General features: G+C 67.1%; 34 protein-coding genes. All 34 read right to left on the minus strand.

Translation table 11 applies throughout. The features are described 5' to 3' along the window. Positions 1-30: 30 nt before the first annotated feature. A complete protein-coding gene (locus ABIE65_RS19400) occupies positions 31-1,218 on the minus strand; it encodes an acyl-CoA dehydrogenase family protein (protein ID WP_354080036.1) in 1,188 nt (395 codons plus the stop codon). Positions 1,219-1,327: 109 nt separating this feature from the next. Beyond that, complete coding sequence (locus ABIE65_RS19405) at positions 1,328-1,930, minus strand: nitroreductase family protein (RefSeq protein WP_354080037.1); 603 nt, start codon at positions 1,928-1,930, stop codon at positions 1,328-1,330. Positions 1,931-2,001: 71 nt separating this feature from the next. After that, complete coding sequence (locus ABIE65_RS19410) at positions 2,002-3,003, minus strand: RluA family pseudouridine synthase (protein WP_354080038.1); 1,002 nt, start codon at positions 3,001-3,003, stop codon at positions 2,002-2,004. Continuing rightward, positions 3,000-3,377, minus strand: a complete 378-nt coding sequence (gene crcB / locus ABIE65_RS19415) for a fluoride efflux transporter CrcB (RefSeq protein ID WP_354080039.1) — start codon at positions 3,375-3,377, stop codon at positions 3,000-3,002. Before crcB ends, ABIE65_RS19410 begins: the two co-directional genes overlap by 4 nt. After that, positions 3,374-4,684 carry a replication-associated recombination protein A gene (locus tag ABIE65_RS19420; RefSeq protein WP_354080040.1) on the minus strand — a complete coding sequence of 437 codons (1,311 nt, stop codon included), beginning with the start codon at positions 4,682-4,684 and terminating at the stop codon, positions 3,374-3,376. The genes crcB and ABIE65_RS19420 overlap by 4 nt, the downstream gene beginning before the upstream one ends. Then, the gene (locus ABIE65_RS19425; RefSeq protein ID WP_354080041.1) at positions 4,684-6,132 is read right to left on the minus strand and encodes a Do family serine endopeptidase; all 1,449 of its coding nucleotides are present in this window, start codon (positions 6,130-6,132) and stop codon (positions 4,684-4,686) included. The genes ABIE65_RS19420 and ABIE65_RS19425 overlap by 1 nt, the downstream gene beginning before the upstream one ends. A 128-nt stretch (positions 6,133-6,260) precedes the next feature. Beyond that, a complete protein-coding gene (rplQ, locus tag ABIE65_RS19430; RefSeq protein WP_354080042.1) occupies positions 6,261-6,686 on the minus strand; it encodes a 50S ribosomal protein L17 in 426 nt (141 codons plus the stop codon). Positions 6,687-6,755: 69 nt separating this feature from the next. Continuing rightward, positions 6,756-7,778: a DNA-directed RNA polymerase subunit alpha gene (locus tag ABIE65_RS19435; RefSeq protein ID WP_354080043.1), complete on the minus strand. Its 1,023-nt coding sequence runs from the start codon at positions 7,776-7,778 to the stop codon at positions 6,756-6,758. 113 nt (positions 7,779-7,891) lie between these two features. Continuing rightward, positions 7,892-8,290 carry a 30S ribosomal protein S11 gene (rpsK, locus tag ABIE65_RS19440; protein ID WP_354080044.1) on the minus strand — a complete coding sequence of 133 codons (399 nt, stop codon included), beginning with the start codon at positions 8,288-8,290 and terminating at the stop codon, positions 7,892-7,894. 12 nt (positions 8,291-8,302) lie between these two features. Continuing rightward, the gene (rpsM, locus tag ABIE65_RS19445; protein ID WP_354080045.1) at positions 8,303-8,680 is read right to left on the minus strand and encodes a 30S ribosomal protein S13; all 378 of its coding nucleotides are present in this window, start codon (positions 8,678-8,680) and stop codon (positions 8,303-8,305) included. A 135-nt stretch (positions 8,681-8,815) separates the two neighbouring features. Next, positions 8,816-9,466, minus strand: a complete 651-nt coding sequence (locus ABIE65_RS19450) for an adenylate kinase (RefSeq protein ID WP_354080046.1) — start codon at positions 9,464-9,466, stop codon at positions 8,816-8,818. Beyond that, the gene (secY, locus tag ABIE65_RS19455; RefSeq protein ID WP_354080047.1) at positions 9,463-10,812 is read right to left on the minus strand and encodes a preprotein translocase subunit SecY; all 1,350 of its coding nucleotides are present in this window, start codon (positions 10,810-10,812) and stop codon (positions 9,463-9,465) included. Before secY ends, ABIE65_RS19450 begins: the two co-directional genes overlap by 4 nt. 6 nt (positions 10,813-10,818) lie before the next feature. Then, entirely contained in the window at positions 10,819-11,310 is a 492-nt protein-coding gene (gene rplO / locus ABIE65_RS19460) for a 50S ribosomal protein L15 (RefSeq protein ID WP_354080048.1), read from the minus strand. A 51-nt stretch (positions 11,311-11,361) separates the two neighbouring features. Further along, positions 11,362-11,556, minus strand: coding sequence for a 50S ribosomal protein L30 (rpmD, locus tag ABIE65_RS19465; protein ID WP_354080049.1), 195 nt, complete (start codon positions 11,554-11,556; stop codon positions 11,362-11,364). A 3-nt stretch (positions 11,557-11,559) separates the two neighbouring features. Beyond that, positions 11,560-12,129 (minus strand): 30S ribosomal protein S5, encoded by a 570-nt coding sequence (rpsE, locus tag ABIE65_RS19470; RefSeq protein WP_354080050.1) that lies wholly within the window; start codon positions 12,127-12,129, stop codon positions 11,560-11,562. Between the two features lie 13 nt (positions 12,130-12,142). Then, the gene (rplR, locus tag ABIE65_RS19475) at positions 12,143-12,505 is read right to left on the minus strand and encodes a 50S ribosomal protein L18 (protein ID WP_354080051.1); all 363 of its coding nucleotides are present in this window, start codon (positions 12,503-12,505) and stop codon (positions 12,143-12,145) included. Between the two features lie 11 nt (positions 12,506-12,516). Next, complete coding sequence (gene rplF / locus ABIE65_RS19480; RefSeq protein ID WP_354080052.1) at positions 12,517-13,050, minus strand: 50S ribosomal protein L6; 534 nt, start codon at positions 13,048-13,050, stop codon at positions 12,517-12,519. Between the two features lie 15 nt (positions 13,051-13,065). Next, a complete protein-coding gene (gene rpsH, locus ABIE65_RS19485) occupies positions 13,066-13,464 on the minus strand; it encodes a 30S ribosomal protein S8 (protein WP_354080053.1) in 399 nt (132 codons plus the stop codon). A gap of 18 nt (positions 13,465-13,482) precedes the next feature. Then, positions 13,483-13,788: a 30S ribosomal protein S14 gene (gene rpsN, locus ABIE65_RS19490; RefSeq protein WP_354080054.1), complete on the minus strand. Its 306-nt coding sequence runs from the start codon at positions 13,786-13,788 to the stop codon at positions 13,483-13,485. 17 nt (positions 13,789-13,805) lie between these two features. Next, positions 13,806-14,354, minus strand: a complete 549-nt coding sequence (rplE, locus tag ABIE65_RS19495; RefSeq protein WP_354080056.1) for a 50S ribosomal protein L5 — start codon at positions 14,352-14,354, stop codon at positions 13,806-13,808. Between the two features lie 9 nt (positions 14,355-14,363). Then, a complete protein-coding gene (gene rplX / locus ABIE65_RS19500; RefSeq protein WP_354080057.1) occupies positions 14,364-14,684 on the minus strand; it encodes a 50S ribosomal protein L24 in 321 nt (106 codons plus the stop codon). Beyond that, a complete protein-coding gene (gene rplN, locus ABIE65_RS19505; protein ID WP_354080058.1) occupies positions 14,681-15,049 on the minus strand; it encodes a 50S ribosomal protein L14 in 369 nt (122 codons plus the stop codon). The genes rplX and rplN overlap by 4 nt, the downstream gene beginning before the upstream one ends. 3 nt (positions 15,050-15,052) lie before the next feature. Then, on the minus strand, positions 15,053-15,310 hold the full coding sequence (gene rpsQ, locus ABIE65_RS19510; protein ID WP_354080059.1) for a 30S ribosomal protein S17: 258 nt from the start codon (positions 15,308-15,310) through the stop codon (positions 15,053-15,055). A 12-nt stretch (positions 15,311-15,322) separates the two neighbouring features. Continuing rightward, positions 15,323-15,520, minus strand: coding sequence for a 50S ribosomal protein L29 (gene rpmC / locus ABIE65_RS19515; RefSeq protein WP_354080060.1), 198 nt, complete (start codon positions 15,518-15,520; stop codon positions 15,323-15,325). A 1-nt stretch (position 15,521) separates the two neighbouring features. Next, on the minus strand, positions 15,522-15,941 hold the full coding sequence (rplP, locus tag ABIE65_RS19520) for a 50S ribosomal protein L16 (protein WP_354080061.1): 420 nt from the start codon (positions 15,939-15,941) through the stop codon (positions 15,522-15,524). A gap of 20 nt (positions 15,942-15,961) precedes the next feature. After that, on the minus strand, positions 15,962-16,642 hold the full coding sequence (gene rpsC / locus ABIE65_RS19525; RefSeq protein WP_354080062.1) for a 30S ribosomal protein S3: 681 nt from the start codon (positions 16,640-16,642) through the stop codon (positions 15,962-15,964). Next, positions 16,642-17,034 carry a 50S ribosomal protein L22 gene (gene rplV / locus ABIE65_RS19530; RefSeq protein WP_354080064.1) on the minus strand — a complete coding sequence of 131 codons (393 nt, stop codon included), beginning with the start codon at positions 17,032-17,034 and terminating at the stop codon, positions 16,642-16,644. Before rplV ends, rpsC begins: the two co-directional genes overlap by 1 nt. After that, positions 17,034-17,312: a 30S ribosomal protein S19 gene (rpsS, locus tag ABIE65_RS19535; protein WP_354080065.1), complete on the minus strand. Its 279-nt coding sequence runs from the start codon at positions 17,310-17,312 to the stop codon at positions 17,034-17,036. The genes rplV and rpsS overlap by 1 nt, the downstream gene beginning before the upstream one ends. 12 nt (positions 17,313-17,324) lie before the next feature. Further along, positions 17,325-18,152, minus strand: coding sequence for a 50S ribosomal protein L2 (gene rplB, locus ABIE65_RS19540; RefSeq protein ID WP_354080066.1), 828 nt, complete (start codon positions 18,150-18,152; stop codon positions 17,325-17,327). A 4-nt stretch (positions 18,153-18,156) separates the two neighbouring features. Next, the gene (locus tag ABIE65_RS19545) at positions 18,157-18,435 is read right to left on the minus strand and encodes a 50S ribosomal protein L23 (RefSeq protein ID WP_502918553.1); all 279 of its coding nucleotides are present in this window, start codon (positions 18,433-18,435) and stop codon (positions 18,157-18,159) included. 50 nt (positions 18,436-18,485) lie between these two features. Continuing rightward, positions 18,486-19,106: a 50S ribosomal protein L4 gene (gene rplD, locus ABIE65_RS19550; RefSeq protein WP_354080069.1), complete on the minus strand. Its 621-nt coding sequence runs from the start codon at positions 19,104-19,106 to the stop codon at positions 18,486-18,488. A 5-nt stretch (positions 19,107-19,111) separates the two neighbouring features. After that, positions 19,112-19,849 (minus strand): 50S ribosomal protein L3, encoded by a 738-nt coding sequence (gene rplC, locus ABIE65_RS19555; RefSeq protein WP_354080070.1) that lies wholly within the window; start codon positions 19,847-19,849, stop codon positions 19,112-19,114. A gap of 10 nt (positions 19,850-19,859) precedes the next feature. Beyond that, positions 19,860-20,168, minus strand: a complete 309-nt coding sequence (gene rpsJ / locus ABIE65_RS19560) for a 30S ribosomal protein S10 (protein WP_354080072.1) — start codon at positions 20,166-20,168, stop codon at positions 19,860-19,862. Between the two features lie 61 nt (positions 20,169-20,229). Further along, the coding region (locus tag ABIE65_RS19565) for an EF-Tu C-terminal domain-related protein (RefSeq protein ID WP_502918554.1) at positions 20,230-20,370 on the minus strand (141 nt) is incomplete at its 5' end.

Genomic DNA, 20,370 nt, shown 5'->3' on the forward strand with positions numbered 1-20,370 from the left:
GCGCGAATCTGCGCCTGCGCGTGCGGGAATTCAACGGGCGCGTGGGGTCTCCGTGCCGAACGCGAGAAGCCCCGTCTCGATGTCGAGCCGTTCGACGAGCGCGCGCCCGACCAGGTTGCGCAAGGTTTCCGTCGTGCCGCCGCCGAGGCTACCGTAGCGCACGCCGCGGTAGTTGCGGGCGACGGCGAACTCGTTGGTGAAGCCGTAGCCGCCGTGAACCTGGACCCCGTCGCTGCAGATCCGGATGGTCGCCTCGTTGACGAAGATCTTCGCCGCGGCCGCCAGGGTCGGATCGGGAAAAGGGTTCGCCGTCGCCGCCGCACGGTAGAGGATGCTGCGGCAGGCCTCGATCTGGACGTACATGTCCGCGAGCTTCCAGCGCATGCCCTGGAAGTCGGCGACCGGCCCGCCGAAGGCCTTGCGGTCGCGAGCGTAGCTGACCGATTCCTCCAGTGACGATTCCGCGAGCCCCAGGCAGATCGCAGGGTTCAGGCAGCGCTGGACGTTGAAGGCGTTCATCAGCCGCTTCAGCGAGTCCCCGCGCAGCAGCATGTTCTCGATCGGCACTTCGACATTGTCGAAGCGCAGATCGGAGAGATATTCGCCGCCCATCGTGTGGTAGTTCGGCTCCGCTGCGAGACCCGGCGTGCCCCCCTCGACCAGAACGCAGCCGATTCCCTTGCTGCCCGGGACGCCGTCGATGCGCGTGAAGACGACGAAGAGATGTGCCTCGGCCGCGCGACTGATCAGCGTCTTCGCGCCGTTGAGCAGGACGCTGCCGTCGCGCACCTCGGCATTGGTGCGCATGTTCGGCAGGTCCGTGCCGGCGTCGGGCTCGGTCATGCAGATGGAGAGGATGCAGTCGCCAGCCGCGACGCGCGGCAGCCATTTCCGCTTCAGGCTCTCGGGCGCGAAGGCGGTGATGATGCGGGTCTGGACGCCGACCTCGCCGAGGGCTGCCATTCCGGTCACGTAGCAGCCCTTGGATATCTCCTCCAGCGCGAGCGCCGTATCGAGAACGCTGGCCCCCGACCCGCCATAGTCTTCCGGCACCGCCATGCCGAGAATGCCGATCTCGGCCAGCTTCTCCATGTTCGGATAGGGGAAGCTGCCGTCCTGCCAGCGCTGGGCGTTCGGGCCGATGACCGTCCGCCGGACCCGCGACAGCGAATCGAGCATCTGACGCTGCTCGTCGGTCAGTTCGAAGGCGATGCCCATGCGTGCTCCCAGCTTCTCTTTGGCTTGCCGGAGCAGGATACATGCAGGCGGGCAGCGCGGTCAGCCCACCCTCGCGGCGTCGCTATCGGTGCGACGCGAGACGCGCCACTCACCCGACCCAGTGCGTCACCAGAGACGGCACGTCCGGGCGCGGGCGCTCCGCCGGACGCTCCGTCGGCGTACCGATGTGGATGAAGCCGGCCAGGCTCTCTTCGGGCGCGAGGCCGAGGGCCGCGCGGGCATCGGCGTCGCCGGCCGCCCATCCGGTCAGCCAGACGGCGGCAAATCCCATCGCATTCGCGGCGGTGACGAGATTCATGCAGACCGCCCCGACGCACAGATGCTGCTCCCATTCGGGGATCTTCGGCGACGGCGCCGTGCGATCGACCACCGCGACGACGAGCGGGGCACGCGACAGCGACGTGGCGATCTTCTTGCCCATCGCGTCCGGCGCTTCGGGGTCCTTGCTCCTGTGCACCGCCGCGAGGCGTTCCCCGGCCGCGGTGCGCGCCTCGCCCCGGAACACGACGAACCGCCAGGGCACCATGCGGCCGTGGTCGGGAACGCGCGACGCGATCGTCAGCAACCGCATCAGGTCGTCCGGGCCGGGCGCCGGCTCGACGAGGCTGACCGGCGGGACCGAGCGGCGCGTCTCCAACAGGGTCAGGAGATCCGGGCCGGGTGTGGTGGCGAACACGGCGTTGTCGGGCATTTCGTTCTCCTTGCTGTGTTCGAAAGCCGCTTCCTATATGCGAGCCGTTCGCAACATCGCAAGTTCGGCTCTCAAAGGGCCCCCTCGAAGGGATCGCGTGGCGCCGACCCCGGCTCGAAGGCGAAGGACGCGAACGTCTCCGCCAGATGCGGCGGCAGCGGCGCCTCGACATAGAACGTACCGCTGCCGTTGGGATGGGCGATGGCGATGCTCCGCGCGTGGAGATGCACCGTCCGGGAGAGCTTCAGCCCCTGCAGATGGGCGTCGGCGCCGGCATATTTGCCGTCGCCCAGGATCGGCGTGCCGATCGCCGCCATGTGCGCTCGCAGCTGATGCGTCCGGCCGGTGCGCGGCCACAGCGCGACCCAGGCCAGGCGCTTACCGGCGGTCTCCAGAACCGAATAGAGCGTGATCGCCGAACGTCCCTCCTCGGGGTCCGGGCCCATCTTCTCGTTGCCGCGCCCGCCGCGCTTGGCCAGGGCCAAGTCGATCTTGCCCTGGCGCGGGTTCGGGACGCCCATGGTGATCGCCCAGTAGACCTTGCGCGCGTCGCGGCCCCGGAACGCATTGCCCAGCCGTTCCGCCGCCCGGGCGGTACGGGCGAGCAGCAACACGCCGCTGGTGTCGCGGTCGAGGCGATGGACCAGCCGCGGCCGCTCGACCGAGTCGAACTGCAACGCGTCCAGCATGCCGTCGATGTGGCGGTCCGTGCCGGTACCGCCCTGGACCGCGATGCCGGCGGGCTTGTCGAGGGCGATCACCTCGTCATCGATGTGCAGGATCCTGCTGCGCAGTTGCTCGGCGTCCGCGTCGCTCACCTTGCGCATGCGGGTGGCAATCGGCCGCGTGGGCGGCGGCGGCTCGGCGCCGAGCGGCGGAACCCGCACCGCCTGCCCCGGCTGCATCCGCTCGCCCGCCTTGACGCGCCGCCCGTCGACCCGAATCTGACCGGTGCGCAGAAGCTTCTCAAGCCGGATGTGGGTGACCTCCGGGAAGCGGCGGCGGAACCACCGGTCGAGGCGAAGCTCTGCCTCGTCCGCCGCCACCGTTACAGTCTGCACCCCGGTCGTCATACCCAAAGTCTCCATACCGCCATGCCGATGCCGAAGGCCGCGAGGCCGGCCAGCACCGAACCGCCCACATATGCGCTCCCCGCCAGCCATGCGCCACGTTGGAAGAGCGTCATCGCGTCGAGGGAGAAGGACGAAAAGGTGGTGAAGCCGCCGAGGAAGCCGACGGCGAGGAACAGGCGGACTTCCTGGCTCATCTCCAGGACGAGGGCACCGGCACCGATCAGGAGCCCCATCAGGAAGGAGCCGAGGACGTTCACCCCAAGCGTGCCCCACGGGAAATCCATGCCGAGCAGACGGCCGGCCTGGACGACGAACAGGTAGCGCGCCGTCGAACCGAGGGCGCCGCCGAGGGCGACGGTCAAGAGCTGACTCATGCGTCCTCGTCGCTGCGGCGGGCCCGCAGTTCGCTCCAGTGCTTGAGGCGGCGGCCGATCTCCGCCTCGGCGCCGCGCGGGCTCGGGCGGTAGAGCGACCGCCGCGGCATGCCGTCGGGGAAATAGTTCTGGCCGGAGAAGGCCTCATCCGCATCGTGGTCGTAGGCATAGCCCTTGCTGTAGCCGAGGTCCTTCATCATCCGCGTCGGCGCATTGAGGATGTGCTTGGGCGGCATCAGCGAGCCCGTCTCCTTCGCGGCTGCCCGCGCGGCCCCGTAGGCCTTGTAGACGGCGTTCGACTTCGGCGCGGTCGCGAGCTGGACCACGACCTGCGCCAGGGCCAGCTCGCCCTCGGGCGAACCCAGCCGCTCGTAGGTCTCCCAGCCGGCGACGGCGTGCGGGAGAGCCGACGGGTCGGCCATGCCGACATCCTCCACCGCAAAGCGCGTCAACCGGCGCGCGATGTAGCGCGGGTCCTCGCCACCGTCCAGCATGCGCGCGAACCAGTAGAGCGCCGCGTCGACATCGGAACCGCGGAGCGACTTGTGGAGGGCGCTGATGAGGTTGTAGTGGCCCTCCTGGCTCTTGTCGTAGAGCGGCGCCCGGCGCTGGACCGCAGCGGCGAGTGCCGCCGTGTCGAGCGGCGCCCCCTTCAGCCTCGCCAATTCCTCGACCAGGTTCAGCAGGTAGCGGCCGTCGCCGTCGGCCAGGGCCTTCAGGGCGTGCCGCGCGTCGGGCTCGAGCGGGAGGGGATGACCGATGGCGACCTCGGAGCGGCGCAGCAGTTCCTCCAGCGCCTCGTCGCCGAGGCGGTTGAGGACCAGCACCTGGCTGCGCGACAGCAACGCCGCGTTGAGCTCGAAGGACGGGTTCTCCGTCGTGGCGCCGACCAGGATGACCGTGCCGTCCTCGACATAGGGCAGGAAACCGTCCTGCTGGGCACGGTTGAAGCGGTGGATCTCGTCGACGAACAGCAGGGTCCCCTGCCCTGTCTGCCGCCGCCGCTTGGCGGCATCGAAGACCTTGCGCAGATCGGCGACGCCGGAGAACACGGCCGACAGGGGTTCGAAATGGAGCTTCGTCTCGTGCGCAAGGAGGCGCGCGATCGTCGTCTTCCCGCAGCCGGGCGGTCCCCAGAGCACGAGGGAGGCCAAGCGTCCTTCAGAAAGCATCCGGCCGAGGGGACCCTGCGGCCCGAGCACATGCTCCTGCCCGACCACTTCGCCGAGACGTCGCGGCCGGAGCTGGTCGGCGAGCGGCCGGGGCGCCTCCTTCTCCAGACCCGCCGCTTCGAACAGATTCGCCATCAGCCGACCTGCAGGTTCATGATGCGCGCGCCGCGCCGAACGGACAGGCGCCACGTCCGCGGCGAACCGTCGAGCGCTCGGCGCAGGTCCGCGACACGCGCGATGTCGCGACCGTTCACCGACACCACGATGTCGCCGGCCCGGAAGCCGTACCGGCCGGCGATGCTGCCACGCTCCACCTGGAGCACCACGACACCGCTGCGCCCCCCGTCGAGGCCCATTTCCTCGACCAGCGCCGGCGAGAGGTTGGCGACCGTGGCGCCGTCGAGCGGATGGCGGCCGACGAGCGTCTCGGTGTTGCGCGGCGGATCCTCCGGCGGGAGCTCGATCGGCAACCGGGCCGCATAGACCTTGCCACCGCGCCAGAAGCGGACCGGCACGTCCGCGCCGGGCGACTGGGTGTTGATCCGGAATCGCAGCGCCGCTGGATCGTCGACGTCGTGACCGTCGACGTTGAGGATGACATCGCCGACACGCAGACCCGCACTGGCCAGCGGCCCGCGCCCGTAGACCTCGCTCAACAGCACGCCACGCGGCCGGTCTAGCCCGAGCGTATGGGCGAGATCCTGCGTCACCGCCTGTCCGGAGCCGCCGAGCCAGGGCCGCACGGTCCGGCCGCCGGCGGCGTGCCCGCCCCCGATCGTCGCCCTGACCAGATTGGACGGGATCGCGAAGCCGATGCCGTGCGAACCCCCGCTGCGCGACAGGATCGCCGAGGGGATGCCGATCAGCCGTCCCTGCATGTCGATCAGCGCGCCGCCGGAATTGCCCGGATTGATCGCGGCATCGGTCTGGATGAAGACACCCTGGCTGTTGAAGCCGGCGCCGCTGCGCGCCGTCGCCGAGACGATGCCGCTGGTCACGGTCTGGCCGACGCCGAACGGGTCGCCGATCGCCAGCACGAGGTCGCCCACCTCGAGCGCGTCCGAATCACCCAGGGGGAGATAGGGCAGGTCGCTGGTCCTGGCGTCGATGCGCAGCAGGGCCAGGTCGGTGCCCGGATCGCTCTGCACGACGGTCGCGTCGAACTCGCGCCGGTCGGCCAACACGACCGTGATCTCGTCGGCGCCGTCGATGACGTGCACGTTCGTCACGATGAGCCCGTCCGGCTGCACGATGACGCCCGAGCCGAGCGAATTCTGGATCTGCCGGCGCTGACCCTCGGGAATCATGTCGCCGAAGAACTGCCGGAAGAAGGGGTCTGCGAACAGCGGCGATCGGCGGCTGGTCACCACGCGCCGCGTGTTGATGTTGACCACCGCCGGCGCGGCGGCCTTCACCAGCGGGGCGAAGGAGAGCTGGAGTTCCCCCCGCGTCTGGGGCGCACGCCGCCCGGCATCGCCCCACCGGATCGCGGGGTCGGCGATCGCCGGCGGCGCCCCCGCCGCTACAGCGAGAATGAGGCCGAACACAGCGGCATTAACCCGCGGACTGATCGACCGGACCATCCTGCAACCTCCGGACCCTGCGGAACCGGCTCTGCATTTAGAAACTGCGACGCCGATTTGAAACGGTGCCGAAAATGCGAAAGGGCAGCCTCTCGGCTGCCCTCGTCGACTCTTTCCGTCAGGTGCCGTCAGGCGGCAACCGACTCCTCGTCGTCGAGGTTCTGCGGCGGTCCGGAATCCTGACCCTTCGCCGACACGTCGCGATCCACCAGTTCGATGATCGCCATCGGCGCGGCGTCGCCGTAGCGGAAGCCCGCCTTCAGCACCCGCGTGTAGCCGCCGGCGCGGTTGGCGTAGCGATCCTTCAGGGAGTCGAACAGCTTGCGGACGATGACCTCGTCGCCGATCTGCGCGATCGCCTGGCGGCGGGCGTGAAGGTCGCCCCGCTTGCCGAGCGTTATCAGCTTCTCGACGTAGGGGCGCAGGTCCTTCGCCTTCGGCAGCGTGGTGGTGATCTGCTCGTGCTTGATCAGCGCCACCGCCAGATTGGCGAACAACGCCCTCCGGTGACTGCTGGTACGGTTCAGCTTGCGGCCGTGCATCCCGTGGCGCATGGCACCTATCCTTCTTCGATCGTCTAATTATGCCCGATGCGCTCGCGCGCGTTCCGCTCGTCGCGCCGTTCAATACGGCTCTTCGAGGCGCTTTGCCAGTTCCTCGATGTTCTCCGGCGGCCAGTTCGGGATCTCCATGCCGAGATGGAGGCCCATGCCTTCGAGCACCTGCTTGATCTCGTTCAGCGATTTCCGGCCGAAGTTCGGGGTACGGAGCATCTCCGCCTCCGTCTTCTGAACCAGATCGCCGATATAGATGATGTTGTCGTTCTTCAGGCAGTTCGCCGAGCGGACCGAGAGCTCCAGCTCCTCGACCTTGCGCAGCAGGTTCTTGTTGAACGGCAGATCCGGCGCGTGGGAATCTTCGACCACGGCGCGGGGCTCTTCGAAGTTGATGAAGAGCTGCAGCTGGTCCTGCAGGATCCGCGACGCGTAAGCGACCGCGTCCTCGGGGCGCAGCGACCCGTTCGTCTCGACCCGCAGCGACAGCTTGTCGAAGTCGGTGACCTGACCGACGCGGGTATTCTCCACCTTGTAGGAGACCGTCCGCACCGGGCTGTAGATCGCATCGACAGGGATCACGCCGATCGGCGCATCCTCGCGGCGATTGACGCTGGCGGGGACGTAGCCCTTGCCGTTCTCGACGACCAGTTCCATCCGGATGCTGGCGCCCTCGTCGAGGGTGCAGATCACCAGATCGGGGTCCATGACCTCGACGTCGGCGCCGGTCTCGATCATGCCGGCGGTGGCGAGGCCGGGGCCCTTCGCCGTCAGATAGATCCGCTTCGGCCCCTCGCCGTGCATGCGCAGGCCGAGCGACTTCACGTTCAGGACGATGTCGGTGACGTCCTCGCGAACGCCGGGGATCGACGAGAACTCGTGCAGGACGCCGTCGATCTGGATAGAGGTGACCGCCGCGCCCTGAAGCGAGGAGAGCAGGATGCGCCGCAGCGCGTTACCCAGCGTGATGCCGAAGCCGCGCTCGAGCGGGTCGGCGACCACCGTGGCCACGCGGCGAGGATCGTCCCCGGACTCCACCTGGAGCTTGCCGGGCTTGATCAGATCCTGCCAGTTCTTGCTGATCGGAGACATCTATCACCTTGTCGCAATCTGAGCAGGGCGCGGGAACGCCCTAAAAACAGCCAGGGCCGGCCATATAGGCCGGCTCCCGCGCCCCGACTTCACCGAAACCGGTACAGACGGCGCTACACCCGACGCCGCTTGGGCGGACGGCAACCATTGTGCGGGATTGGCGTGACGTCGCGGATCGACGTGATCGCGAACCCCGCCGCCTGCAGCGCCCGCAGTGCCGACTCGCGCCCCGAACCCGGGCCGCGAACCTGCACCTCAAGGGTGCGCATGCCGTGTTCCTGCGCCTTTCGGGCGGCGTCCTCGGCAGCCATCTGCGCCGCGAACGGGGTCGACTTGCGCGAACCCTTGAAGCCCATGGTGCCGGACGACGACCAGGCGATCGAATTGCCCTGGACGTCGGTGATCGTGATCATCGTGTTGTTGAACGATGCGGTCACGTGCGCCACGCCGGAAGTGATGTTCTTCCGTTCGCGGCGACGGATGCGCGTCGCTGCTGCCGCAGGCCTTGCCATATCCGACCCTTACTACTTCGTGACTTTTTTCTTGCCGGCGATCGGACGCGCCTTGCCTTTGCGCGTGCGCGCATTGGTATGCGTCCGCTGGCCATGCACCGGCAGCCCGCGCCGGTGGCGCAGCCCGCGATAGCAACCGAGATCCATCAGCCGCTTGATGTTCATCGCGACTTCGCGACGAAGATCACCCTCGACCAGATAGTCACGGTCGATGGATTCACGGATCCGGATCACCTCATCCTCGGTCAGGTCTCCCACTCGGCGCTCGGCCGGAATGGCGATCTTCCCGCAGATCTCCTGAGCTTTCGCCCGGCCGATCCCGTGGATGTAGGTCAGCGCGATTTCGACGCGCTTGTTTGTGGGGATGTTGACGCCAGCGATACGCGCCACGTTCGCCTCTCCTCAGAGCACCATGGTGGAAAAACGCCGATTGGCCGCCGGCCGAAAAGACGAGCCGAAGGATAATAGTGACGATCCGTGCGGTGTCAACCGCGCGCCTAGGTGGTTCGCGCGGTCTAGTCGCACCTAGCCATTCAGCACGTGTTCGATCTGTCGCGTAACCTCGTCTATGTCCGCCATGCCGTCCACTTCGACCAGAACGCCCTTGTCCCTGTAGTAGGGCAGAATCGGTGCGGTCTGTTCGCGGTAGGCCGAGAGTCGCGCACGCACGGTCTCGGCGTTGTCGTCGGCCCGGCGTATGAACTCGGTACTGCCGCAGACGTCGCAGATACCCGCCTGCTTCGGCGGCTGGAACTTGTCGTGGTAGCCCGCCCCGCACTTGGCACAGGCGAAACGCCCGGAGACGCGCTCCACCAGGGCCTGCTCGTCGACCTTGAGCTCGACGACCTTGTCGAGCGCCAAGCCCTTCCGGTCCAGCAACGCATCGAGCGCTTCGGCTTGTGCGCGCGTACGGGGGAAGCCGTCCAGGATGAACCCGTTAGCACAGTCGGGCTGCTCGATCCTGTCGGATATGATTTCCGTCATGATGGCATCGGGCATCAGCTTGCCCGCATCCATCACGTCCTTCGCCTCGCGACCGAGATCGCTGCCCGAGGCGACAGCCGCACGCAGCATATCGCCCGTCGAGAGCTGCACGATACCGTAGGCTCGCTCGAGACGCTTCGCCTGAGTGCCCTTGCCCGCCCCCGGCGGCCCGAGAAGAACGAGAATCCTCATCCTCGACGCCCCCTCAGCTTCGACTTGCGGATCAGGCCCTCATACTGGTGGGCGACGAGGTGCGACTGGATCTGCGCGACCGTGTCCATCGTGACGCTGACGATGATCAGCAGGCTCGTGCCGCCGAAGTAGAAGGGCACCGAGTACTGCGAGATCAGGATCTCCGGAAGGATGCAGACGAGGGCCAGATAGATCGCACCCACCACCGTCAACCGCGTCAGGACATAGTCGAGATAGTCGGCTGTGTTCTTGCCCGGCCGAATGCCCGGAACGAAGCCGCCGTGCTTGCGGAGATTGTCCGCCGTCTCCTCGGGGTTGAAGACCACCGCCGTGTAGAAGAAGGCGAAGAAAACGATCATCGAGACGTAGAGCGCCAGATACAGCGGCTGCCCGTGGCCCAGATACGCCGCGATACTGGTCAGCCACTCCGGCCCGTCGCCACCCGATGCGGCGAAGCTGGCGAGCGTCGTCGGCATCAGCAGAAGCGAACTGGCGAAGATCGGCGGGATGACGCCAGCGCTGTTCAGCTTCAGCGGCAGATGCGAGCTGTCGCCGCCATACATCCGGTTGCCGACCTGGCGTTTGGGATACTGGACGACGATCCGCCGTTGCGCGCGCTCGACAAACACGACGACGGCGATCACGAGGACCGACATCAGCAGCAGGAAGATGATGAAACCCGCGGACATCGCCCCGGTCCGGCCGAGTTCCAGGATCGCAGCCAGCGCCGACGGCAGGTTCGCGACGATGCCGGCGAAGATGATCAGCGAGATGCCGTTGCCGACGCCACGCGCGGTGATCTGCTCACCCAGCCACATCAGGAACATGGTGCCACCCACCACGGTGACGACCGTGGTGAAGCGGAAGAACAGGCCAGGATCGATAACCGCCGCACCAGACGGGCCGCGCATGCCCTCCACGCCGATCGCCAGCCCATAGGCCTGAACCGTGGCGAGGAGAACGGTGCCGTATCTGGTGTACTGGTTGATCTTCTTGCGGCCGCTCTCGCCCTCCTTCTTGAGGGCCTCCAGCTTGGGAGACACGGCCGTCATCAACTGCATGATGATGGCCGCGGAGATGTACGGCATGATGTTCAGCGCGAAGATCGTCATCCGCCCGAGGGCGCCGCCCGCGAACATGTCGAACATCCCGAGCAGGCCGCCGGCCTGGCTCTGGAAGATCTCCGCAAGCACTGCCGGATCGATCCCGGGAATCGGCACGTAGGTGCCGAGCCGGTAGACGATCAGGCAGCCGAGCGTGAACCAGATCCGCTTCTTGAGCTCAGTCGCCTTCCCGAACGCGCCGAGATTGACGTTGGCGGCGAGTCTCTCCGCGGCGGATGCCATCCGGGATCAGACCTGCTCGTCGGCCGCTGCGGCGACGCGGGGCGCGCAGACGATGACACTCCCCCCCGCCTTCTCGACCGCATCCACGGCCGACTTGGACGCACCGGCGACCTCGATCTCGATGCGGCTTGTGATGGCGCCCTTGCCGAGCAGGCGAAGGCCGTCATGGGCACGGCGGATGACGCCGGCCTTGATCAGCGCCTCGGAATCCAGCTTCTGGCCGGCATCGAGGCGACCCGCATCGATCGCCTGCTGCAGGCGGCCGACATTGATCTCCTGGAAGGACAGCGCGTGGATATTGTTGAAGCCACGCTTCGGCAGCCGCCGATAGATCGGCATCTGGCCGCCTTCGAAGCCGTTGATGGCAACGCCGGAGCGCGCCTTCTGGCCCTTGACGCCCTTGCCGGACGTCTTGCCCTTGCCGGAGCCGATGCCACGGCCGAGGCGCTTCGCCTTGTAGCGGGCGCCGTCATTGTCCCGGAGTTCGTTGAGCTTCATGTCCCGTCCCGCCCACGCAGGGGTGTGTCGGAGTTAAGGTCGGAAACCCGGTCAATCAACCGGCTCGACCTTCACCAGATGATGAACCTTCCGCAGCATGCCGCGGATCGCGGGCGTATCCTCGAGGACGCGCTCGCGGCGGATCTTGTTCAGGCCGAGGCCCACCAGGGTCGCCCGCTGATAGCCGGGGCGCCGGATCGGGCTGCCGATCTGGGTGACCCGCAGCTGAGATTTCGCTTCGCTCATCGCCTACTCCGTGCCGGTCTGGGCGGCCGGCTCGGCCTCACCACGCCGGCCGAGGATTTCGCTGACCTTGCGGCCGCGCCGGGCGGCGACGCTGCGCGGCGAGAACGAGTTCTGCAGCGCGTCGAAGGTCGCCTTGACCATGTTGTGCGGGTTCGACGTGCCGGTCGACTTCGCGACGACGTCATGCACACCGAGCGCCTCGAACACGGCGCGCATCGGGCCACCGGCAATGATGCCGGTGCCGACCGGTGCGGCGCGCACGACGACACGACCGGCGCCGAAGTGACCGAGAACGTCGTGGTGGAATGTCCGGCCCTCGCGCAGATGGACCCGGATCATACCCTTGCGGGCACGCTCCGTCGCCTTGCGGATCGCCTCGGGGACTTCGCGCGCCTTGCCCGAGCCGAAGCCGACCCGGCCCTTGCCGTCGCCTGCGATGACCAGAGCGGAGAAGCCGAAACGCCGGCCGCCCTTCACCACCTTCGCGACGCGGTTGATCGAGACGAGCTTCTCGACGAATTCCGACTCTTCCCGGCCTTCGCGTTCGCGCTCGCGCCTTGGACCTCGTGCCATGCCTTCAGCCTTCCTAGAACGCCAGTCCGGACTCGCGGGCGGCTTCGGCCAGGGCTTTCACCCGGCCGTGATAGCGATAGCCACCGCGGTCGAAAACAACTTCCTTCACACCGGCCGCGAGCGCTCGCTCGGCGACCAGCTTGCCGATCTCCGCGGCCGCTGCCTTGTCCGCACCGGACTTGCCGCCCTCGCGGAAGCCTTTGTCCAGCGAGGACGCAGAGGCGACGGTCACGCCCCGCTCGTCGTCGATGACCTGGGCGTAGATGTTGCGTCCGGACCGGAACACCGACAGCCGCGCCCGGCCGTTGCCCTGACGCCGCAGCGCGGCGCGGATCCGCAGCCGGCGGCGTACTTGAAGTTGTCTGCTGCTCAGCATTGCCCCGGTCCTTACTTCTTCTTGCCTTCTTTGCGCAGGATCGTCTCGTCCGCATAGCGGATGCCCTTGCCCTTATAGGGCTCCGGGCCGCGATACGCACGGATCTCCGCGGCGACCTGCCCGACGCGCTGCCGGTCGATGCCGGACACCGCGATGGCCGTCGGCCGCTCGGTCTTGATCTGCACGTCCGACGGGATCGGGAAGATCACGTCGTGGCTGTAACCGAGCTGCAGCTTGAGGGTCTTGCCCTCGACCGCCGCACGGTAGCCGACGCCGCTGATCTCGAGCGCCTTGGTGAAGCCCTCCGAGACGCCGGTCACCAGCGACTGCGCCAGGGCGCGGTAGGTGCCCCACATCATGCGCGCACGCTGGGAGTCCGAGCGCGGCTTGATCCAGAGCTTGCCCTCTTCGAGCACAGCCTCGACCTCGTCGACCAGCTTCAGACTACGCTGCCCGAGCTTGCCCTTCGCCTCGATCGTGCCGTCGGCCACCTGTACGGTGGTCCCGGCCGGCACGGTCACGGGATATTTGCCTACGCGCGACATGGGCGCACCTTGCTCCTAGAACACCTGGCAGAGGACTTCGCCGCCCACATTCTGCGCGCGTGCCTCATGGTCGGACATGACGCCGCGCGGCGTGGACAGGATCGAGATACCGAGGCCGCCCTGGAACGGCTTCAGGTCCTTGATCTTCGAATAGACGCGCCGGCCAGGCTTCGACACACGCGAGATGTGACGGATGACCGGCTCGCCCTCGTTGTACTTCAACTCGATGACGAGTTCGGCGAAGCCGCCATCGGCGGACTTCGTGGTGTAGCCGCGGATGAAGCCCTCCCGCTGCAACACGTCGAGAAGACGCGTGCGCAGATTGGAACCCGGCGACCGCACCGTGTTCAGCCGCGCCTGCTGTCCGTTACGGATACGGGTCAACAGGTCGCCGAGCGGATCGCTCAATGCCATGGGCCCATGCCCTCCTTACTACCAGCTCGACTTCACCACGCCCGGGATCTGGCCCTGGGAGGCCAGTTCACGGAGCGCGATGCGCGACATACGGAACTTGCGATAATAGCCGCGCGGACGCCCGGAGACTTCGCAGCGGTTGCGGATCCGCGTCCGCGATCCGTTGCGCGGCAGCTCGGCAAGCCGAAGCTGGGCGACGAAACGGTCCTCGAGCGGGATCGACTTGTCCATGATGATCGACTTGAGCGCTTCGCGCTTGCCGCCGAACTGCTTGGCAAGCCGGCGTCGCTTCAAGTCCCGCTGTACGGCGCTGCTCTTTGCCATTGGCTCCTGCCTCCGCCCTAGTTCTGCTGGAACGGCATGTTCATGCCGCGGAGGAGTTCGCGAGCCTCCTCATCAGTGTTTGCCGTCGTGCAGATCACGATGTCCATGCCGCGGATCTCGTCGACCTGGTCGTACTCGATCTCCGGAAAGACGATCTGCTCGCGCAGGCCCAGGGCATAGTTGCCTCGGCCGTCGAAGCTCTTCGGCGAGACCCCGCGGAAGTCACGGACGCGCGGAAGCGCGATCGTGATCAGCCGGTCGAGGAACTCGTACATCCGCTCGCGGCGCAGGGTAACCTTGCAGCCGATCGGCATGCCGCCGCGCAGCTTGAAGGTCGAAATCGCCTGCTTGGCCCGCGTCACGACCGGCTTCTGGCCGGCGATCCGGGTCAGTTCGCCGACGGCGGACTGGACCTTCTTCGTGTCGGAGACCGCTTCGCCGACGCCCATGTTGATGACGATCTTGTCCAACCTGGGAATCGCGAAGTCGTTCGCGTAGGCGAAGCGCTCCTTCAGGCTGGACCTGACGGTGCCGTCGTAGACGGTTTTGAGACGTGGTGATGCCATTTTCCGCGCCTATCGATCGATGACCTCGCCGGAGCGCTTTGCGAAGCGCACCTTGCGGCCATCCTCGAGAATTCGGAAACCGACCCGGGTGGGGCGGCCAGTGTCGGGGTCGACATGCGCCACGTTGGACACGTGGACGGGCGCCTCGCGCTCCACGATGCCGCCGGGATTGCCGGGGCCGGGACGCTGGTGCCGCTTCACGATGTTCACGCCGGCGACCACCACACGCGATTCCGACGGGATCACGCGCATGACCTCGCCCTTGGAACCCTTGTCGCGACCGGCGAGGACGACGACCTGATCGCCCTTTTTGACCTTCACCGCCATCACAGCACCTCCGGTGCCAGCGAGATGATCTTCATGAACTTCTTGCCGCGAAGCTCACGCGTGACCGGCCCGAAGATGCGCGTGCCGATCGGCTCGCCCTGGGCGTTGATCAGCACCGCCGCGTTCTTGTCGAAGCGGATCGCCGTTCCGTCGGACCGGTGGACGTCCTTAGCGGTGCGGACGATGACCGCCTTGTGGACGTCGCCCTTCTTCACGCGGCCGCGCGGAATCGCCTCCTTCACGGAAACGACGATCACGTCGCCGACCGACGCGTAGCGCGTCCGGGTGCCGCCGAGCACGCGGATGCACTGCACCCGCCGCGCGCCGGAGTTGTCGGCTACCTCGAGATTGCTCTCTTGCTGGATCATCGATCAGGCTCCCCCGGCGCCGTCGGAGCCGGCGGCATCGAGCACCACCCAACTCTTGCGCTTGGAGAGCGGGCGGCATTCTTCGATGCGCACCTTGTCGCCGACCTTCGCAGCGTTGTTCTCGTCGTGGGCCAGGTACTTCTTCGACTTGGTCACGAACTTCTTGTAGATCGGGTGCATGACGCGACGGTCGACGCGCACCGACACCGTCTTGTCGGCGACGTCGCTCACCACGACACCCTGCATGACACGCCTCGGCATCTCGGCTCTCTCCTAACCCTCGGCGCGGCGACGCTCGCCGAGAGCGTTCATGATCCGCGCGATGTCGCGGCGGACCTGCCGCACGCGCGCCGTATTTTCGAGCTGTCCGCTCGCCTTCTGGAAGCGAAGGTTGAACGCTTCCTTGCGCAGGTCGCCGAGCTGTGTCCGCAACTCGTCGCCGGTCTTGGCGCGGACGTCCGCTGCCTTCATCTCACGCTCCCTCGCCCAGGCGGGTCACGAACCGGGTCTTGATCGGCAGCTTCGCGGCCGCCAGTTCGAACGCCTCGCGCGCCAGCTCCTGCGGCACGCCGTCGAGCTCGAACATGATCTTGCCGGGCTTCACGCGGACCACCCAGAATTCCGGCGAGCCCTTGCCCTTGCCCATGCGGACCTCGGCAGGCTTGCTGGACACCGGCACGTCCGGGAAGATGCGGATCCAGACGCGGCCGACGCGCTTGATGTGGCGCGTGATCGCACGACGCGCCGCTTCGATCTGGCGCGCGGTGATCCGCTCCGGCTCGAGCGCCTTCAGGCCGTACGCACCGAAGTTGAGATCGGTGCCGCCCTTGGCGTTGCCGTGGATCCGGCCCTTGAAGGCCTTACGGAACTTCGTCCGCTTGGGACTTAGCATGATACTACCGCCTTATCTTCCTAGCGTCCGACCTGCTGCTCGGCGAGGCGCTTGTCCTGCGCCATCGGGTCGTGCGCCAGGATCTCGCCCTTGAACACCCAGACCTTCACGCCGCAGGTGCCGTAAGTCGTTTTCGCCGTCGCATACCCGAAGTCGATATCCGCACGCAGCGTATGCAGCGGAACGCGACCTTCACGATACCACTCGGAGCGCGCGATCTCGGCGCCGCCGAGCCTTCCGCCCACATTGATCCGGATGCCCAGCGCACCCAGCCGCATCGCCGACTGCACGGCGCGCTTCAGCGCGCGCCGAAACGCCACCCGGCGCTCGAGCTGCTGCGCGATGTTCTCTGCGACCAGCTTCGCGTCGATCTCGGGCTTGCGGATCTCGACGATGTTCAGCACGACCTCGCGGCCGTTCGACATCTGACCGAGCTTCTGACGCAGCTTCTCGATATCGGCGCCCTTCTTGCCGATGACCACGCCCGGACGCGCCGTGTGGATCGTGATGCGTGGCTTCTTCGCCGGACGCTCGATCACGACACGGCTGATGCCGGCCTGACGCAGGCGCTCGAACAGGTACTTGCGCAGGCGCAGGTCCTCGTGGAGCAGCGTGCCGTAGTCCTTGCCGGCGAACCAGCGCGAGTCCCACGTCCGGTTGATCCCGAGACGCAGCCCGATCGGATTGACCTTTTGACCCATCAGTTCGACTCCTCGGCGGCTTCGGGGCGCTCACGAACGATCACCGTCAGGTTGCTGAACGGCTTCTCGATCGGCGCGCCACGGCCGCGGGCGCGGGCATGGAAACGCCGCATGACCAGCGCCTTGCCGACGCTCGCCTCGGCCACATAGAGCCGGTCGACGTCGAGCTGGTGGTTGTTCTCCGCGTTGGCGATGGCCGACTGCAGGACCTTCTGCACGTCCTTCGCGATCCGACGCGGATTGAAGGTGAGCGAGTCGACCGCCGCACCCGCGGACATCCCGCGGATGGACTCGGCCACCAGGTTGAGCTTGCGCGGGCTCACGCGAATGGTCTTCGCGAAGGCCTTCGCCTCGTTGTCCGCGAGACGGCGCTCTGTGGCTCGCTTGCCCATCAGCCCCTCTTCGACTTCTTGTCGGCCGCATGGCCGTAGAACGTGCGGGTCGGCGCGAACTCGCCGAACTTGTGGCCCACCATGTTCTCGGTCACCAGCACCGGCAGAAACTTCTGCCCGTTGTAGACCCCGAACGTCAGGCTGACGAACTGGGGCAGAATCGTCGAACGCCGCGACCAGGTCTTGATCACCTCCTTGCGGGTGGAGGCCCGTGCGGCCTCCGCCTTCTTCAGGAGGTAGGCGTCAACGAACGGCCCCTTCCAGACGGAACGTGCCACGAGACCGTCTCCTTACTTCTTCTGCTGACGCCGGCGGACGATGAACTTGTCCGAAGGCCTCTTCTTGCGGGTCCGCGCGCCCTTGGTCGGCTTGCCCCAAGGTGTCACGGGGTGACGACCGCCCGAGGTGCGGCCTTCGCCGCCGCCGTGCGGATGGTCGATCGGGTTCATCGCGACGCCGCGAACGTGCGGGCGACGACCCTTCCAGCGATTGCGTCCGGCCTTGGCCAGCGTCTGGTTGCTGTTGTCGGGGTTGGAGACCGCGCCGACGGTCGCCATGCACTCCGACGGAACCATGCGCACCTCACCCGAATTCAGGCGAAGCAGCGCCAGGCCGGCATCACGACCGACGAGTTGCACATAGGAGCCCGCCGCGCGGGCGATCTTGCCGCCGCCGCCTGGCTTCAGCTCCACATTGTGCACGATCGTCCCGACCGGGATGCTCTTCAGCGGCATGGCGTTGCCGGGGCGCACGTCGACGCGCTCGCCGGCCTCGACCTTGTCGCCCGCCTGCAGCCGCTGCGGCGCCAGGATGTAGGCCTGTTCGCCGTCCTCGTAGTTGAGGAGTGCGATGAACGCCGTACGATTCGGATCGTATTCCAGCCGTTCGACCGTCGCGGTGCCCGTCTTGCGCCGCTTGAAGTCGACGATGCGGTAACGCCGCTTCGCGCCGCCGCCACGCCAGAAGGAGGTTATCCGCCCCTGGTTGTTGCGGCCGCCGGTCTTGTGCAGGCCTTCGGTCAGGCTCTTGACCGGCTTGCCCTTCCACAGCTGCGAGCGGTCGACCAGAACGAGGCCGCGCCGCGCCGCAGAGGTAGGCTTGTAGCTCTTCAGCGCCATGCCGTCAGATCCCCGTCGTCACGTCGATCGAATGGCCCTCGTCGAGGGTCACCATCGCCTTCTTCACGTCCGAGCGTCGTCCGACGATGCCGCGGACGCGCTTCTCCTTACCCTTGACGCGCAGGGTGTTCACCGTCTTGACCTTCACGTTGAACAGGCCTTCGACGGACGCCTTGATCTCCGGCTTCGTCGCGTCCAGAGGGACGCGAAACGTCACCTGGTTATGCTCGGAACCGCGCGTCGACTTCTCGGTGATGACCGGTGACCGGATGACTTCCAGCATCCGGTTGCGGGTCGGCGCCGATGCCGCCGGCTTGATCGCTCTCGCCCTGCTCATTTCAGCCGCGCCTCGAGATGCTGGACCGCGTCACGCGTCAGGACGAGCACGTCCCGGCGCAGAATATCGTAGACGTTGGCGCCCTGCTGCGGGAGCACGTCGACGCCGATCAGGTTCGCCGCCGCGCGCTTGAACGCGACATCGACCTCTGTCCCGCCGATGAAGAGCACCGAGCTCCAGCCGAGGCCGCCGAGGCGCTTCGCCAGTTCGGCCGTCTTGCCGGCCGTCCCGTCGAGGCTGTCGATCACCACCAGCTTGCCGGCGACCTGCTTGCTCGACAGTGCCGTCTTCAGACCGAGACGCCGCACCTTCTTCGGCAGCTCATGACCGTGGTCGCGGACGCGTGGTCCGTGGACGACGCCACCACCGCGGAACTGCACGACGCGGCTCGAGCTGTGACGTGCCCGCCCCGTGCCCTTCTGGCGGTACATCTTGCCGCCGGTGCGGGCGATCTCGTGCCGCTCCTTCGCCTTGTGGGTACCGGCACGCCGCTTCGCAAGCTGCCAGTTGACCACGCGGGCGAGGATATCGGCGCGTACCGGAAGTCCGAAGACCTCGTCCGCGAGGTCGATCGTTCCGACCTCGGCGTTATCGAGGTTCTTGATCGAGAGTTCCATCTACCTCACTCCCCGCCCTGGTCGGCCGGAGCTTCCGCCGCCGGGGTCTCGGGCTGTGCGTCTTGCGCCGCCTGGCGCACCGCCGCCGGATAGGGCAGATCCTGCGGACGGGGTCGCTTGACCGCATCACGGACCTCGACCCAGCCGCCGGCAGAACCCGGGACGGCGCCGCGCAGCAGGATCAGCCCGCGCTCGACATCCGTCGCCACGACCTCGACGTTCTGGGTGGTAACCCGGCGATCGCCCAAGTGACCCGCCATCTTCTTGCCCTTGAACACCTTGCCGGGGTCCTGGCGCTGGCCGGTCGAACCGTGCGAACGGTGGGAAATGGAGACGCCGTGGGTCGCCCGCAAGCCCCCGAAGTGGTGCCGCTTGATAACGCCGGCAAAACCCTTGCCGATCGTCTGGGCGCTGACGTCCACCTTCTGTCCGGCGACGAAGTGGTCGGCCGTCAGTTCGGCGCCGACGTCGACGAGCGCGTCGTCCGCCACGCGGAACTCCACGAGCCGCATCTTCGGCTCGACCTTCGCCTTGGCGAAGTGCCCGCGCTGCGGCTGGGTCACGTTCTTGACCTTGGCCACGCCGGCACCGAGCTGGACGGCGGTATAGCCGTCCGTCTCGACGGTGCGCTGCGCCACCACCTGGCAGCCTTCGAGTTCCAGCACTGTGACCGGCACATGTTCCCCAGCATCATTGAAGATGCGGGTCATGCCGACCTTGCGTGCGATCAGACCGGTTCGCATCGACCTGCCCTCAGAGCTTGATCTCGACGTCGACGCCGGAGGCGAGGTCGAGCTTCATCAGCGCGTCCACCGTCTGCGGCGTCGGGTCGACAATGTCGAGAACGCGCTGATGGGTGCGCACCTCGAACTGTTCCCGCGACTTCTTGTCGATGTGCGGACCACGCAGCACGGTATAGCGCTGCATCCGCGTCGGCAGGGGGATCGGACCGCGCACGCGCGCGCCCGTGCGCTTCGCCGTGCTGACGATCTCCCCGGTCGACTGGTCGAGGATCCGGTGGTCGAAGGCTTTCAGCCGGATCCGTATATTCTGGTTTTCCATGACCCTACATTCTCCAGCGGGCGCCAGCACCCCCGGCCGAGCCGGGGGTGCGCTCCCGATCCTATTCCAGGATCTTTGCGACGACGCCGGCGCCGACGGTGCGTCCACCCTCGCGGATGGCGAAGCGCAGGCCCTCGTCCATCGCGATCGGCTGGATCAGGTTGACCACCATCGAGATGTTGTCGCCCGGCATCACCATCTC

It is taken from the genome of Constrictibacter sp. MBR-5 (assembly GCF_040549485.1).
Taxonomy (GTDB): Bacteria; Pseudomonadota; Alphaproteobacteria; order JAJUGE01; family JAJUGE01; genus Constrictibacter.

Coding starts and splice junctions, on each gene's coding strand:
- ABIE65_RS19405 (WP_354080037.1), bottom strand. CDS start 1,930: ATGCCCGACAACGCCGTGTTCGCCACCACACCCGGCCCGGATCTCCTG.
- rplR (WP_354080051.1), bottom strand. CDS start 12,505: ATGCTGAGCAGCAGACAACTTCAAGTACGCCGCCGGCTGCGGATCCGC.
- secY (WP_354080047.1), bottom strand. CDS start 10,812: ATGGCATCCGCCGCGGAGAGACTCGCCGCCAACGTCAATCTCGGCGCG.
- rplV (WP_354080064.1), bottom strand. CDS start 17,034: ATGGGCAAGCGAGCCACAGAGCGCCGTCTCGCGGACAACGAGGCGAAG.
- rplO (WP_354080048.1), bottom strand. CDS start 11,310: ATGAAGCTCAACGAACTCCGGGACAATGACGGCGCCCGCTACAAGGCG.
- rplP (WP_354080061.1), bottom strand. CDS start 15,941: ATGCTAAGTCCCAAGCGGACGAAGTTCCGTAAGGCCTTCAAGGGCCGG.
- rpsN (WP_354080054.1), bottom strand. CDS start 13,788: ATGGCAAAGAGCAGCGCCGTACAGCGGGACTTGAAGCGACGCCGGCTT.
- ABIE65_RS19420 (WP_354080040.1), bottom strand. CDS start 4,684: ATGGCGAATCTGTTCGAAGCGGCGGGTCTGGAGAAGGAGGCGCCCCGG.
- rplC (WP_354080070.1), bottom strand. CDS start 19,849: ATGCGAACCGGTCTGATCGCACGCAAGGTCGGCATGACCCGCATCTTC.
- rpsK (WP_354080044.1), bottom strand. CDS start 8,290: ATGGCAAGGCCTGCGGCAGCAGCGACGCGCATCCGTCGCCGCGAACGG.
- rpsE (WP_354080050.1), bottom strand. CDS start 12,129: ATGGCACGAGGTCCAAGGCGCGAGCGCGAACGCGAAGGCCGGGAAGAG.
- rpsC (WP_354080062.1), bottom strand. CDS start 16,642: ATGGGTCAAAAGGTCAATCCGATCGGGCTGCGTCTCGGGATCAACCGG.
- rpmD (WP_354080049.1), bottom strand. CDS start 11,556: ATGAGCGAAGCGAAATCTCAGCTGCGGGTCACCCAGATCGGCAGCCCG.
- ABIE65_RS19400 (WP_354080036.1), bottom strand. CDS start 1,218: ATGGGCATCGCCTTCGAACTGACCGACGAGCAGCGTCAGATGCTCGAT.
- rplF (WP_354080052.1), bottom strand. CDS start 13,050: ATGTCGCGCGTAGGCAAATATCCCGTGACCGTGCCGGCCGGGACCACC.
- rplB (WP_354080066.1), bottom strand. CDS start 18,152: ATGGCGCTGAAGAGCTACAAGCCTACCTCTGCGGCGCGGCGCGGCCTC.
- crcB (WP_354080039.1), bottom strand. CDS start 3,377: ATGAGTCAGCTCTTGACCGTCGCCCTCGGCGGCGCCCTCGGTTCGACG.
- rpsJ (WP_354080072.1), bottom strand. CDS start 20,168: ATGGAAAACCAGAATATACGGATCCGGCTGAAAGCCTTCGACCACCGG.
- ABIE65_RS19425 (WP_354080041.1), bottom strand. CDS start 6,132: ATGGTCCGGTCGATCAGTCCGCGGGTTAATGCCGCTGTGTTCGGCCTC.
- rplD (WP_354080069.1), bottom strand. CDS start 19,106: ATGGAACTCTCGATCAAGAACCTCGATAACGCCGAGGTCGGAACGATC.
- ABIE65_RS19450 (WP_354080046.1), bottom strand. CDS start 9,466: ATGAGGATTCTCGTTCTTCTCGGGCCGCCGGGGGCGGGCAAGGGCACT.
- rpmC (WP_354080060.1), bottom strand. CDS start 15,520: ATGAAGGCAGCGGACGTCCGCGCCAAGACCGGCGACGAGTTGCGGACA.
- rpsH (WP_354080053.1), bottom strand. CDS start 13,464: ATGGCATTGAGCGATCCGCTCGGCGACCTGTTGACCCGTATCCGTAAC.
- rplQ (WP_354080042.1), bottom strand. CDS start 6,686: ATGCGCCACGGGATGCACGGCCGCAAGCTGAACCGTACCAGCAGTCAC.
- rpsQ (WP_354080059.1), bottom strand. CDS start 15,310: ATGCCGAGGCGTGTCATGCAGGGTGTCGTGGTGAGCGACGTCGCCGAC.
- rplE (WP_354080056.1), bottom strand. CDS start 14,354: ATGGCATCACCACGTCTCAAAACCGTCTACGACGGCACCGTCAGGTCC.
- ABIE65_RS19410 (WP_354080038.1), bottom strand. CDS start 3,003: ATGACGACCGGGGTGCAGACTGTAACGGTGGCGGCGGACGAGGCAGAG.
- ABIE65_RS19545 (WP_502918553.1), bottom strand. CDS start 18,435: ATGCTGGAAGTCATCCGGTCACCGGTCATCACCGAGAAGTCGACGCGC.
- rplN (WP_354080058.1), bottom strand. CDS start 15,049: ATGATCCAGCAAGAGAGCAATCTCGAGGTAGCCGACAACTCCGGCGCG.
- ABIE65_RS19435 (WP_354080043.1), bottom strand. CDS start 7,778: ATGTCTCCGATCAGCAAGAACTGGCAGGATCTGATCAAGCCCGGCAAG.